General features: G+C 59.5%; 7 protein-coding genes and 1 pseudogene. 2 read left to right on the top strand and 6 right to left on the bottom strand.

The window, feature by feature from the left end:
• Nucleotides 1-19: 19 nt before the first annotated feature.
• A pseudogene (locus tag ACVIYL_RS00535) lies at nt 20-494 on the top strand (IS110 family transposase); the annotation flags it as partial.
• 1,655 nt (nt 495-2,149) lie between these two features.
• Nucleotides 2,150-2,404, top strand: coding sequence for a hypothetical protein (locus ACVIYL_RS00530; RefSeq protein WP_456777417.1), 255 nt, complete (start codon nt 2,150-2,152; stop codon nt 2,402-2,404).
• A 212-nt stretch (nt 2,405-2,616) separates the two neighbouring features.
• On the opposite strand, the gene ACVIYL_RS00525 is transcribed toward ACVIYL_RS00530, so the two are convergent.
• The 6 genes from ACVIYL_RS00525 to ACVIYL_RS00500 all read right to left on the bottom strand — a co-directional run bounded on the left by ACVIYL_RS00525 (nt 2,617) and on the right by ACVIYL_RS00500 (nt 13,868).
• Nucleotides 2,617-2,997 carry a helix-turn-helix domain-containing protein gene (locus ACVIYL_RS00525; RefSeq protein ID WP_456777416.1) on the bottom strand — a complete coding sequence of 127 codons (381 nt, stop codon included), beginning with the start codon at nt 2,995-2,997 and terminating at the stop codon, nt 2,617-2,619.
• Nucleotides 2,998-3,007: 10 nt separating this feature from the next.
• Nucleotides 3,008-3,310 (bottom strand): type II toxin-antitoxin system HigB family toxin, encoded by a 303-nt coding sequence (locus ACVIYL_RS00520; RefSeq protein ID WP_456777415.1) that lies wholly within the window; start codon nt 3,308-3,310, stop codon nt 3,008-3,010.
• Between the two features lie 437 nt (nt 3,311-3,747).
• Nucleotides 3,748-5,115: a hypothetical protein gene (locus ACVIYL_RS00515; protein ID WP_456777414.1), complete on the bottom strand. Its 1,368-nt coding sequence runs from the start codon at nt 5,113-5,115 to the stop codon at nt 3,748-3,750.
• Nucleotides 5,112-11,381 carry an AAA domain-containing protein gene (locus ACVIYL_RS00510; RefSeq protein ID WP_456777413.1) on the bottom strand — a complete coding sequence of 2,090 codons (6,270 nt, stop codon included), beginning with the start codon at nt 11,379-11,381 and terminating at the stop codon, nt 5,112-5,114. Before ACVIYL_RS00510 ends, ACVIYL_RS00515 begins: the two co-directional genes overlap by 4 nt.
• 7 nt (nt 11,382-11,388) lie before the next feature.
• On the bottom strand, nt 11,389-12,042 hold the full coding sequence (locus ACVIYL_RS00505) for a 4Fe-4S single cluster domain-containing protein (RefSeq protein ID WP_456777412.1): 654 nt from the start codon (nt 12,040-12,042) through the stop codon (nt 11,389-11,391).
• A complete protein-coding gene (locus ACVIYL_RS00500) occupies nt 12,039-13,868 on the bottom strand; it encodes an AAA family ATPase (protein ID WP_456777411.1) in 1,830 nt (609 codons plus the stop codon). The genes ACVIYL_RS00505 and ACVIYL_RS00500 overlap by 4 nt, the downstream gene beginning before the upstream one ends.
• Nucleotides 13,869-14,529: the final 661 nt, after the last annotated feature.

Here is a 14,529-nt window from a genome sequence, read left to right as displayed (position 1 = left end):
CGCCAACAGGAGTTCACCAATAAAAGCCGCGACAATTGGGTTGGATATTTGGAAGCACGTGTTTCACATCCATGCAGTTGATAACCGGGGCCGAGTGACCGGTCGTCAGTACCTGCGGCGAGGTGAAGTCATGTCGTTCTTCTCATCGCTTGCACGTTGCCTGGTTGGCACCGAGGAGGGCTGTGCGACCGCTCATCACTGGGCGCGGGAGAGTCGGCGGTTTGGACACGATGTAAGATTAATTCCACCGGCTTACGTCAAACCTTATGTGCGACGGGGAGCCAAGAACGATGCGGCTGATTCGGCAGCAATCTGCGAGGCGGTCACACGTCCCAATATGCGGTTTGTTCCGATCAAGAGCGTCGAGAACCAAGGCTTCTTGATGCTTCATTGCGCAAGAGGGCCTGCTCGTGCGCCAGAGAACAATGACGGCTTGCGCTATTCGAGCTCACTTTGCTGAGTTCGGAATCATTGTCGGGCAGGGCCGGGAAAAAGGGTGGATGGGCTGGTGGACTTGCTGGGTGACGAGGGCTTGGCGCTACCTGCCAATGCCCGTATGGCACCGGCTGTTCTTGTGAAGCGACTGAAGGAATTGGACCAGCAAGTCGATGCTATCGACCGTGAGCTGACCAGATCCAGAGAGTGAATCCGATTGCGAAGTTGTTGTCCTCGAGTCCCGGCATCGGTCCCATATGCCCTTACCGCGTGTAGCGGTGGGGGCCGATCCGATGTTAATCTTGAATGGAGTTGATTTCGTGGACGTTGACGGCGCGTTTTGGCGCTCGAGATAGCGGGCTGATATTAGGGAGCGGTGGCTTTGTTCCGCCAGACGTGTCGTTGTGGCTGATGCAAGCGGGCGCGGGGTCCAGGGAACGGGACGATTTGCTATGGTCGTCTTCGGTCGTCATCCGATAGAAAGGCGCGGCGACATGCGCCGCCGCGCAGGATCATCAACCTACGGAGCTTTGGCTCGGCAGGGATCCATCGATCGTGCTGGCTGAAAAATTCGCGACTTAGCCGAGCTTCTTGCAATCATCGCAACGTGGCCTGTCATCTCGACCGGGTTCGCGGTGCCATTGCTTGATCTGTTTTCCGGTCGGGCAGTCGTCGTGGTCGTGATAGACGTTGCGATGAGACGGCGGATATTCATGTGAATTCGTGTGGTAGGCAGGAACTTTTGACATCATTTTTCCGCTATTATCAGTGGTTGAATAGTCGATATATATCAATCAAAGAGTGAGATTCGCAATTAGTAATTCTGTAATTTGTGTGCGGACAGAGGCAGACGTGGTCCCGTCAGGTGCGAACGCAGCTCGCAAGGGGGGCTGCCACCAGCGATGCCGCCGCAGCGCCCGAAATTGAGCAATGCAAACGTGCGGAGCGCGGCAATGTGAACACGGATTCCATTGCTGGCGGAAAGAGTTCTGTCGGTTGCCGACCACAGGACGCGGCGTGTATCCGCGCAAGAGCGGGCGCCCAAGCACTTGAAGTGCAAACTACAACTCCGTCCCGCCTGCAGCCGAGCGGCCGCTCTGAACGCCGATCTGCTCTTTGACATCAGGTCTGCGTGCATTGCTGCAAGCGGCCTCGATCCGCCGAGTGCGGTGCGCCGACACGAGACGCCGCCAGCCGAGCTCCCCGCATACCACGCTCGTCCCCGCAAACTGCACCGTCCGGTCCCGATGATGGCTTCCAAGTGTCTTTCAAGGTACGCGCCAGCTTCACAATTTGAGACGGGCGTCTACTTCGCACAACGGCGCTGGTGAAATCCGTCAAAAAATCGCGCTTGACCGAGGAATTTGAGCCTTAACTGGACGACCTGTGCATTTTATCGATGGCATGTGTCGCTTGAGTTCATCCAGCCTGCGAAAGACCACGTTGGTTTTAGCGACCGCAGCCAACGTCGATGCCACTATTGTTTCGTCGCAGGGCCCTTCAAAAGATGGAAGCCGAGCTGAGCGGGCGCGTACGCTGACGATTGGGTGAATGATTCTTCGATGGATTTGGTTGAACTCGAATTGACTGATGGATGTTCTTGTCGTCGATCGATAACACAATGCTCTTCTGATATTGGATCTTCGTTGGATTCGACATTACACCGCGTCCAGCGGGAATCCCCCGCTGCTCTCGGGTATATGGATCACGTATGATGATCGCTATAGTTCTGGCCACTATCAATGCGCCTCACGGCAAACAGCTGGACGCGCAGACGCTCGTTTTTTGTCTAAACGATCCAGCTACCGCTAAGACTGTGCCTGGACACATGGCAGCTTTCTTTGGCGAAGTTGAGTCGTCCTTGCAGAAAGAGTTCGCACATCAATTCGGCATCAGCGATGCGGAGCTTGTCGCTTCCGCGAAAGCCTTTTCCTGCTATTCCGGTGAGCATTATCCGTTGGCAGCGTAGTATCTTCGATATCGCTGTTTCCACTTCTCGCCGGGATCGTGTCCCCGGGCGCGGTGTAGCTGGCGGTGGGTCACCGCGTTCACCGGCAAGAGCCGGGCGGGTCAGCTGGCGATCGCCGGAAGGCTGACGGTTGGATCATCGCTCAACGGCGCGATGGTTTCCAGCGTCATGTAGCGGGCGCGCCCACCCAGGCCGAGCGAGCGCGTTGTCGCTCAGGCGGCGGCCGGCTGCAATGAGTACGGCTTGATCAGGAGCTCAAGAGGAAGCTTCCAAGCTTCGTTGATCCTTCGGATCATATCGATCGAGAGAGCGCGCTTCCGATTCAAAACCTCTGACGCACGCGATCGCGATCCGAGCAGCTCCGCGAGTTCGGCTTGGGTGTGTCCGAGTTCATCGATGGCAAATTGGATAAGCTCGATGGGATCCATGTTACTATCGATCGGCCAGCGTGTCGCCTCGTAGCGGCTGACCAGAGTCGCGAGAAGATCGAGCTTGTCGTCATCCTCCGAACCTTCGACAGCATCCCAAAGCTTCGCGATCTCCGCGAGCGCTGCAGCATGGTCCTCATCGTTCTTGATCAGGCGAATTTCCATATTGCGTCCTCTAAAACATCGAAACCGTCAAAGCGTCGATCTTGTCGTATTCGGCATGGGTCCCGATGAAATTGACGTAGGCGATTTGTCTCCGGAAATGGATCATCACGATCAGCCGATAGTTACCGCCCGCGATCTCAAACCTTACACGCTGAGCGTTCAAGATCACTGCATGGGGCGCAGCCTGGCGGACCTCATCCATCGACGTCCAACTGGCGGCTTCAACTAGGTTCTTGAACCGCGTAAGGGAAGTTTTCGTCTCCGGATGCTTCGCCGCGTAGGCTGCCAAGGTGCTCCAAGCGATAATTCTCATGCCCGAAGAATGTTCCCTTTTTGGGAGCGTTTGTCAATCTTGATATTCGAATGGGCGATTATCGAGGCGGTTTTCTATTGCAGCTCGCCTCCAACCTATTGAAAAACATTGGTTTTCTCGCTTGGAATGTGGCGCGTGACACGAAACGGATCAATACGATCTCACCTCAGCCCACCTCGCGTGGCGGAACTTGAGCATGCCGACGATGTCTGAAAGGGCGCGACTGACCGAGCCAGGCGGCGGGCCTCATGAGAGCCCGGTCAGCCTGCCGTACTGTTGGCTGCCGGAGCAGCGGCAAATGTACCAATCTTGGCTTGAACTGAGACCCGGCATTGCCTGTCAGCGACGAAGCCGCGATTTCAGCTGGTTGATTCGATTCTTGGAAAAATCCGCATTTGCTCCATTCAAAGTGATCCCTGCTTGAGTATCGCAAGTTGCTAAGCACGGCGGTTGAGAGGTAGTTCTCGTTGTGCTCGTATGGCGACATCCGCTTGGTGGCTTGCATCCCGATCTGAGACGATCTTCAGAGGGAATTGACCGACCGGCCTTGCGAATTCCATCGCAACGTTGCCGCCTGCTTTAGCGACAAGCGCCTTGAGGCGATCGAACTCGCCGCACCAGATCGTTTCCATGTCGCGGTCACGATTCGCATCGCGAGCTTCGGCCGAGCTGCCGATCCCCACGGCGCGCACCTGAAGGAGATCCGATCTCGATCCGCCCAACAGTTCTACCCCGTAGTCAGGATTGGCCGCCTTACGCAGGACGATCTGGCCGTTCTGGACCCAGGCGGTCGCCATTCCCTCCGATACCTCATATCCGAGGCTGGCAAGACCTTCGAGCACCGCGCGCCTGCGCTCCGCGGCGGCCATCACCTTGAATTCTTCCTCGATGAGAAAGTCCGCACGTCTGACGAGTTCTTGCCCATTGCTGGGCGACGGCGAGGCGAGGATCTCGTCGATCTCGGTCAGCAGCGAGGTCGCCTCGGCTGACTGCATCACTGAAAGCTCGGCGCCTCGCGCCCGGAGCTCGTCTGCTAGCCGCGCCTTGGCACGGCCGTCCTTCACAGCCGCGGTCAGATCCAACAGAAGGCTATCTGCGATAAGCGATCTTCGAGCCGCCGGCTCTGCTTCCAGGGACGCAACACGGTGCGAAAAGGGGGAGGGATCGATGCCAAGCCCGAGCAATTCGCCGAGGAAAGCATCGACCTGTCCCAAGGCTGGATCCTCGATCTCCTGAGGCTGTCGAGCGATCCATTCCTGCAGAGTGTCACGGCGTTCGCCTGCGCCCAGGCGAATGGCAAGCTCGCGTTGGCGATCTGTCGCAGTATCCTGTGCCGCCTCGGAAGGAAGCAGCAACAGCGCCTTTGCCATGGCCGCTTCCAGGCGTTCGGAAGATGCCGCCGAGCCACTGAGCTCGCTTCGAATGTCGACGGGAATCTCGACTTTCAGAGCTTGCAGTCTTTGTAGCAGCGCCTCGGCTGCTGCTTTGGAACGCCTCAAATCACGCTTCGAACGGGCCGCAATTTCGGCAGCGCGTTCAATCCGGCGTTCCGAGTCCGCCTGAAGGAAGCCGATTTCGGCGGCGACCTGTTTCTGAAGTTCGGCGAAACGATCGGCCTCGAGCAGGCGACGAACCTCATCCCGCCGGGCTCTGACCTTGTCGATGTCCTTCTGCTCAATCGTCCCGTTGCGTCTGCCGGCGGAGGTCCAGCTTTCGATCGCGGCGTCAAGCCGCGCCAGATTGCGGCGGCAGATCGCGATGATCTCGGCTCGGGTAACGATCCTGAATGCCTTGGGCCCGCTCATTGCAATGCTCCCCCACCGAGTGCGTGTTCGACAGCTTTCTTGAGCCGCTGGCGTTCGGCGTCTGGAGCATGAGTCCAAGCATACGACGAAACCCTGTGGACGTAAGGGACAGCTCTGCCCAACACGTTGGGACGCCAGATTTCGCGGGCACGCGCTCTTTCCAGCAACCGATGTCGCGGCGCGTCGCATTCCACGCCGATCGCGTAAAGGCCGGTCCGAGGATCGGTTACGGCGAAATCAAGGCTGAATGCGCCGCCATCGCGGGCCCGACTGGGCTTGTAGCCATTCGCCTCCAGGAAGGCTTCGACTGATCTTGTGAAGCCGTCGTCCTCATGACTGCCAGAATCGTTGTGAGGGCGCTGTTCGCTGACCATCCGGTCCAGAAGCGTCTTCCCGGAGTCTGTAAGTCCATCGGAGATGGTCCTGGCATATTCGAGATAGCCCTGCAGATAGTCGCGCGGAACCCTGGGTCCGCTCCGCCTGGTCAATAGATCCGATATCTCCGATATCGGCATGGATGTGGCTATGACCACCTTCTCCCTTGCGCGCGTCACGGCGACGTTCAGGCGGCGCTCGCCGCCAGCGTGCCCCAGCGCGCCGAAGGTCTTGCGGAACACGCCATGCTCGTTGCGACCAAAGGTCGTGGAGAAAACGATGATGTCCCGTTCATCGCCTTGCACATTTTCCACATTCTTGACGAAAAAGCCCATGTCCTCGCCGTGCTCGATACGTTCGCGCTCGCGCATCAATGCCTCTCGGAACGCTGCGTCGTCTTCGGCCCGCTCTTCCAAAGCATCTTCTATGGCGTCGGCCTGCTTGCGGTTGAACGTGACGACACCGACGGACGGCGGCGATGGATCCTCCCAAAGCTCGGCCAGGTATTGCACGACATCGCTTGCTTCTTTTTGGTTCGTCTGGGCCTTGTAAGTGCCGTCGGAGCGCACCACTTCGATCGGCTTGAGCCTGCGGATTATGTCTTGGGGATGGCGAACGGGGACGCTGAGCGTGTTGCCGTAGAACGATGCGTTCGAGAATGAAATCAGCTCTCGATACTTTGAGCGATAGTGCACCTGCAGAGTACGGGTCCTAAGAACGGAGCGGGCGAGTTGGAGCAGGTCGGGACAATCCTTGATCTCTCTGCGATTCCACGTCTCCGCGAAGGCCTCGCGTTCCTCCTCGCTGGCTCCCTCTTCTGGTTCTTCACCGTCGAATATCGCCGCTTCATCGTTCTCGACCCTACTTGCGAAGAAGGAGGTCGGCGGCATCTGCTTTTCGTCGCCGCTGACGACAACGAGCCTGCTGCGGAAGAGCGAGGGCAGGGCATATTCAACCGGCATCTGCGAAGCCTCATCGAAGATGACGGTATCAAACAGTCCGGCGCGCGGTTGCAGGACGCGGCTCGCGACATCTGGTGTCATGAGCCAGACGGGCCGGAGCGCGAAAAGGCCAAGTGGAGCGGCGCGATCGATGAATTCGCGCAATCTTAGCGCTCTTGGGCCACGCAGCCTTGTGATCGCGTCCCAATCGCCGGTGGGACGCACTTTTGCTGCATCGATACCTTGGACGAGAAGATCGCGGTTGTATTGCCTGATCTGCGCGTCAGCTTCCGCCAGCGATTTTACCTTCGCATCCAGCTCCTCGGCGTCGAACAAGACGTCAGGATTTGCACCCTCCATGTCGGCCTTCCATGCCAAACGGGCCTCGCGCCCTATGGTGGCGCGAATGCAGGCGTCGAGGTCCTCGGAAGCCACTTCCGCAAGTTCGCTCTCTCTGGACCTGAGCGTTGCGAATATGGCGCGCTCCTTGGCGTCCAGTCGCGAAGATCGAAGTCGATATTCCTGGTAGTTGTTGAGCATTGGCAGAGCCTGGACGATCTGATCAATGGCGCTCGCATTGGAACGGCCATTCTCGATCGCCGAGCGTCTCGATCCGAGCCACAGTTCATCAAAATAGGTCTTGAGCCGCTCCAAGGAGGCGCGGCTCTCCTCGCGCGTGTCATGCCTTGTGAGCGCGAGATCAGCCCGCTCGAAGAACGATCCGAGCTCTTCGATAGTTCCGGCCGACAGCGCCCCGTCGAGCTCAAGCCGGCTCGGGCAGCGATCGATCAGCGAATTGTGGCCGCCCAGACCATTGACGAACGAGCCAAGGCGCTCAGCGAAGTCGGCGAGCTTACCGGGCGCCAGATCCAGATTGGGCGCGCGGCCGAACAGAATCGTGAAATATTGCTCGAGTTCGCGCCTCGGCTGGCGAATGGCCAATTCGAGCTCGACTGCATAATACAACGAGCTGATGGCGTCGTTATCTTGCGGGAGCTGCAATGAGGCGAGGAGCTGGCGTACACGGCGCGTTCGTAGCCAATGGAGCGGATTGATCCATTGTAGGGCGCGTGCCGGCAAGCGGACCTGGCCCGCGAGCTCTCCAGCGGAGCAGAGCTCTTCCTCATCGAAGGCGATGAGTTTGGAGCAAAAGTTCGGCTTGTAGGACGGACCGTCCAGCGATGAGAAGATTTCCTTGATCGCTGATAGGCCCTCGAGAATACGCGTGGCTTCCGATGTCCCGTCCTCGACGTTGCGAAACAGCGGCCGCAATCGAGCGAGATTTGCGCAGACTGAATCGCTGATCGAGCGGAGCTCGTCCGCTTCGGCACGCCAGGAACGAAATTCCACTGCATCCGATATTTTCAGGCAGTTCGATGTCTCAGCGTCGGTTTGCTCCCGCCGGGCGTCGGCTTGCGAAAATGCCTGCAGATGCGAGGCGAGGGCGGCGGCGGTACCTCGGTCGGGATTGAACGGCTTGAGCGCGGACAGGGGATTGTCTTCGAATTTCGACGCCAGCCAGAATTTCGCGAGCGGACCGCAATTCTCCTCGATCGCAGCCACCTCCGCTGGATGTATATCAGCCAGCAAGGCGCGGAGTTCAGGGGCGTCGATCGGCTTCGCACCACCTTCTTCGATCTCGAGCAGCTCGCCGAGCAGCGTTCGATACGACAGTCCGGTCCGATCGTCCACGGAATGGAGCGCAACCTGGCGGCGGTCCAGTTCCATCTCGAGTGTCTCGATGCGCGCGGCCAAGCGATCGCGCTCGCGCTTCCAGGCCGGAGATCCGCCAGCAGACCGGTTGTGAAAAGCCTCCACCTGTGACCGGATTGCGCCGACAATCGGTTCGCGGTCGCGATTGGCGTCGGTGATCATGACGAAGCGGTCCGTCAGACGTTCCTTGTCCAAGCGCTTGCGGACCACTTCGAGGGCGGCTTGCTTCTGGCAGATGACGAGAAGCGATTTTCCGGTGCCGATCGCGTCCGCGACCATGTTGACGATGGTCTGGCTCTTGCCGGTTCCGGGAGGCCCTTCGATCACGAGTCCGGGGGCCTGACGCGCTTCGAGCACGGCAGCCTCCTGTGAGGGATCGCTGTCCGCCGTAAAGTAGCGGTCGGCCTCTTTCACTGGAGGGAACGCCGAAGACGCCGCCTGCTGTTCGTTCAGGCGCAGGGCTGCTTCGAGTGCCGTGGCCGTCGGCGGCATGCCGCGGAGGGTCTCGAGATCCTTCATCACCGCTTGGCCCATGAAGGCCAGGTGGAACAGCACGGCTGCCGGCACCAGCTGACGCTCTTGGGCGCCGACCTGGACGTCTTTGCCGGGAAGGGCCGTCAATTCGTTGTTGGTCGGCTCGGCCAATCGGCTGAATGCGTCCATCGCCGCCTGGACCGAAAGGCTTGCATGGGTCAGAAGCTCGTTGGCAGCTTCATGCCAACGTCTCGCCTCCGGGATGCCGAGCATGGCTTCGAGCGCCGGGTTGACGAGAACGTGCTCGATCTCCGTGTCCGGGTTTTTCTCGCGCCCATAGCATAAAGTGACATGACCGCGGTTTCCGACCTCGGGATTGACGCGAACCGGCCACAGCAGGACCGGGGCGATTCGCGGTCTCGCGTTCGGCCGATGATCGCGCATGATCAGGAACGGAAATCCCATAAACAGGCCATCGATCCCGGTATCACGCTTGTAGAGCAGCGCGTGGGAATGCAGCGATCGCAACCTTCGCTCAAGGCCATCATCATCGGCGAAAGCCGCCGGATCGAGGTTTACGGTCCGGTTCGTGCGACCGATCAGTTGATCGAGAATGTCGCTTGCCGGCACTCTGGACGTACCGAGCTCGGTGAGGTCGATCCTGGTCGATTTGCCGATCAGCATCCGCGTCAGCGGCCCGCGCAAGACACCGCCCGAAATCCGCTTGGCGAAGAAGCTGAGGATGGTGGACACATAACCTTGCTTTGGCAGCGGTCTCCAGGCGTCCAGTTCTACACAGAGAAGGGCGAGCGCTCGCCCAAGCGGCATCAGTCTGTCGAGACGAAACTGATCCGCCCACTCGTCGACCTGCTGAATGCCGCATCTGGCAAAGTCTTGAATGCGCTCGTCGATCGCCTGATAGATCTCGCGCCGCGGCCGGCCGAGCAGTTCCATCGCTTCCTCGGCCGAAAACTTGCCAAGCCCCGCTGTGGACGCTTCCTTTTCTGCTTCTTCGATGACCTCGGAGGCGGAGCGGAACTGGTTCGACGTCGCGCTGAGCAGGATGATGAGGTCTTCTTCCGCCGAGATGCGGCGCTCGGTGAGGGTGGCGATGCCAGCATGATCGCTATCGGGCAAGAGCCTTCGCCGTTCCTCCCAGAGAGCGGCCAAGCGCGCCATCGAGGTCGACAGGAGGTGGACGCGCAAAGCATCCTCCTCGACCGCGATTTCGAGTTGGTCCAGTCGCTTTCGAACCGCATCCGAGCGGACCTTCAGACGCCAAAGCCAATCGTCCGGGTCGATTTTCCGGAGCAGGTCGGGGGCCGGCCCCGTGATGAGCGTGTAACCGTCACTCGGGTGATCGAGTAGCCAACCCGGCGTGACGATGTTGCCCCTGACGATCAGCGGCATCGAAGGATTAAGTGTCTTCAAAGAGATGGAGAGCTTCAAATCCTCCTGAAGATGTTCGGTCCGCACGATTTGCCGAAGACCTGCCGCAACCGCCGCTTCGAAGCCGGCTTCGGACGCCCAGCTTGCAACGGCACCTCGAAGCACGAGCGCCTTGGCTTGGTCCCAGTTCCCAGCTTCCGCCCCGGCCAATGCGAACATGTTTGCGGAGCGATATTGGTTGCCACCAAGGGAGATCGAGCTTTGCCCCTCTTTCGTGCCGGCTGCCTCAGCTGCTGGTGCTGATACGTTCTCTCCGCGCAGCCACGCCTGAACTTCCTTCCACTGCCAGCGCTGGCGCCGATCACGGGCCAACAGACCGCGCAGCAGCGTGTTGATCCGCTCATCCAGCTTTTCGGGCAGGTGTACGCCGTTGGTGAGAATATGGATCAGAAAGGCCTGCTCATTGATGCCTTGGAAGCAGGCGCCCTGGGTGATCTTCTCCAGCAGGATCATCCCCATGCTCCACCAGTCGGAAGCCGGGGCGACGCCGCCGGCGATCGCCTCGGGCGCCATATAGCGGGTGGTTTCGAGCGGAGACACGATATCGAGGTCGAACTCGGACAGTCGTGCCGATCCGAAGCCGCCGATCACAAGATCAAGCGGATCGTTGGACCGCACGAAGACGACGGAAGGGCGCAGATCCCTGTGCCGCAATCCGGCTTCAGTAAGGGCGTGAACGGCTTTGGCAAGCTCGCCGATTAAAATAGCAAACGATGCCGGATCGGCAGGATCGACGGCAAAATCCGCCAGAGTGCCGCCCTTGAATTCCTCCGCGACCTCGTAGGCGCGGTCTTGCCAGCGGCCGGTTGCGAAGAATTCGGGGACATGATCTCGAGGAAGCTTTACGAGCAGATCATAGATCGCTTGGTCGGGCTCCGAGCCTACAGCGTAAAGTGTGAGTATTCCACGTTGTCCATCTGAGGCGCGGCTTGCGACGAAGCGCTCGCGAATCGCGCTGGACGAAGTGATCCGATCCTGCAGATGCCAACCGTCGACGACGGTCTCAGTCTCCGGCGGAAGCTCTGGCACGGGAAGAGGTTCGGTTGATGAGGGCGGCTCAGCCCGTTCAATGATCGGCTCGCCGCAGACGCCGCAAACCAGGTCGCCGGGAGAGCCCTGATGACCATTTCGGCAGGTTGGATCCTTCGATGGCGTGGATAGCGGCGGAGTAGCTTTCGGTCTTGTTGTGCCGGGAGCTGTTATATCGACCGCCGACAGGTCCCAGCCGCAGGTTTGTCCATTCAAGGAGCCTTCACAGAAGATTTCGGTGACAGGCCGTTCGGTCGTGCAGTTCGGGCAAAGTCTGATCATCATTAAATTTCTAAAGAGAAGGAAAACGGGCATCTTCCGAAGTTCCAAGCGTCGAGCCGCTGTCTTCGAGAATATGTCGCAGGCGCCGGAAGTCGCCGCGCGCGGGAATGCCGGCAAGCCAGAGGTCGCCATGGTCGTCGAACATGATATCGAACGCGCGGTCTGTTTCGTCGATGCGGCGCTCGAAACTGGCGAACCGAGCGCGTCCCAAGGGCGTCAGCAGGCGCAGTTCCTGATTGTCGCTGCCACGAAGCGCAAGGGTTTGCGTCTCATCAATATTGAACGGCCCGGAAACAAGCGCATCGATGAGGGGAGGCGAGGTGGCGAGCGCTTCGCAGATCGTAGCCCACGGGTGGCCGCTAAACACGAGGATGTCGGCCTTCGTTCGAGCTCGAAGCTCTGTCAGAAGATCGAACAAGGCCTCGCGCTGGTCAAAAGGCTCTCCGCCCGAAATCGTGATCCCCTCGGCGGTCGATAGCCACGGTGAAACGGCCTTGATGACTTCTGTTATGGTCGTTGTTCCGCGCCCCTGCGCCCATGTGTCCATGGAGATGCATCCTGGACAACGGATCGAGCAGCCTTGGAACCAGATCCCGATCCTGCGGCCGGGCCCCAGGGTCGTGATCGGGAAATGGATGCGCGAAAGATTGAGCACCCTGCTCATGAGGACTGCTCGCTCACGAGATCAATCGAGGTCGATGGCCCGGGGTGGACCGCTTCGATCCTATATCTGCGTCCCGTTTCCGCTCCACGATCGAACAGAGCCCGCGAGAGCGGGTTGATGAGGTGAGATTCGACCTGGTTGCGAATGCCTCGACCGCCGTTGGAAAGATCAGAAAGGCACAGGCCGCGAAGCACCTCGCGGGCAGTTCCGCTCAAAGTCACGTCATGGCCGAGCGAACTGACGTCCCTGAGCAGGTTGTCGACCATAGAATCGAATATCTCGTTTGCGACCTCGGGGCGGATAAAGTCGAATACGATGACGTTCTCTCCGATCCGGTTCAATATTTCGGGCCGGTTGAGGACCTGCTTGAAGTGCCTTTCGATCTCGCTGCGCACCTTGCTGCGGACCGACTCGAAAGTCTCGTCCGGTGTGACGTTGGCTATTCGCTCGCCGGACGGTCCCGGTACGTAGATGCCTAGATTCGAGGTGAAGACAATGAAGGCTTCGGAGAAATAGACGCGATCGCCTCGTCCGGAGGTGAGGACGCCGTCATCGAGGACCTGGAGGAATTTGTCGAGAATCCTCGGATGAGCCTTCTCGATCTCGTCGAACAGGACGACGCTGAAGGGCTTTTCACGGATGGCGTTGGTGAGCTCGCCGCCGACGTCATATCCGATATAGCCAGGCGGCGCCCCGATCAGCCGCTGGTCGGAATGCTCGGCACTGAACTCGGACATGTCAAAGCGGATATAGGCAGATTCATCGCCGAACAGCAGGCTGGTGATGGTTTTGGCAAGCTCCGTCTTGCCGACGCCGGTCGGCCCGGCAAGAAAGACGACACCCCTTGGCCGGCCGCCCCGTGGCGATTGTCCGATCCCGGTTACCGCGCGCTTGACGATATCAAGCATATGCGTGACTGCGTGAGACTGTCCCTTGACGCGGCGCCTGACGAATTCTTCGCCCGAAGCGATCTTCTCGCGGCTGATCTTGCGCCAGGGATCCTCAGTCACGCCTACTTTGAAGCGTCGAACCGCATCTCCGATGCGATCGAACTGCACGCCTTCGCTGCGGGCGAGTTGCGCGACCGCGCTCACGTCCAGCAAGAGAAGGCCTTCGGTCTCGTCGACGAACTCTTGCGTGCACTTCTCCAATGCCGGCACTTCTGCGTTCTGCGCGCCCGGCAGACCCCGGACCAGGGAGCGGATCATGCTCGCTCTCGCAAGGTGATCCGGTCGTCCGATGGGGATGTGCCTGACTTTCGGGTTTCCGATCAGGAACCAATCGGGCAGATCCCCCTCCTTGTCGACGATCCAGACAACTGTATTGAAGAAAGGCAGCCGCTTCTCGCCCGCCGGACGGGCGCGCGCCGCATGGGAAAGGATCAGCGCGCGGGAGAAAAGCTGGTGCTCGGCGGGTGATAAGGCCTCGTTTCGTGCGACCAATCTGGAGGCAAAGTCGACAACAAGGGCGGAGGGGTGTCCGTCAGCTGCGATATGGCGCTCAAGCGTCGTCGACAGGAGATCGATACCGCCTGCCGCCGCGCCGTTTGCCGGCATCAGACCCAACCGAGAGAGGTAGCTTCCGTCCGCCGGCTCGATATCCCGAAATCCATTCAGAAGATCAAACCAGGCGATCTGCGCATAACCAGCTGCTTTCAAGATGTCCGGCAGAACTCTGGACAGGGGCGCTGCGGTCACCTCGCCAGGAGCGATCTCGTGCATCTGAAGGTCGCGGGTATTGCCCGAGAGCACGAATTGGCTGCGCAGCGGCAGAAAGCGCAGCAAATCGCGCAGCCATCTGGCTCTTTCCACGGAATCGTCGTGCACCGAAAAGGCCCCCATTTACGCGTATCGCGCGACTATACGGCATCTTACTCGCCGATTTCGAGAGCAATTCCCAGGCGTCCATAGGGAATTGGGATAAGCCGGTAAGAGGAGATCGGCGGAGCGGACGAGATCGCGCGGCTCGTAAATGGGGAGCATCGAAGCGCAGCATTCATCAGATGCCGGGATCTGGCCGGGTGATCCAAACACCTCGCCTCTACCCGGCAAAAACGCGATTTGAATGTCGCTGCTGCCGACCTCGAAAATCATTCAATGAGATCTGGCTGCATCGATGCTGACCGCTGCGAGGCAGCATCATTGGCGACGCCGAGCGGCCGGTCGATTGATCCCGGACATCGATGGGAATGCCGAGGATGCAGATTCAAGAAGCAGGTTTCGGGGGCATCGGCTCGAACGCGAACTGATCGGACGTGCCGATCATCCTGAAGTCACCTAGCGCGCGCAAAGGACCGAAGGGGCTATGGCCCGGCGGCGGCAAGACTTCGCGAACGGCAGGCAGCGCATCGTTACCCTCAGAAGAGATGGGGAAACGCGCTGAGGTGCGGCTGAGGGACGCGTCCGACGAGCCGGCGCGTCCAAGTTCGCTTCGACCTGACCTTGGAAACCAAGCTTAAGCGCTCTCCAGGCGTCCATGAAGAGCAAA

The organism is Bradyrhizobium sp. USDA 3315 (assembly GCF_054056795.1).
Note: the sequence above shows the minus strand (reverse complement) of the source record. Positions and strands in the feature narration are given on the sequence as shown.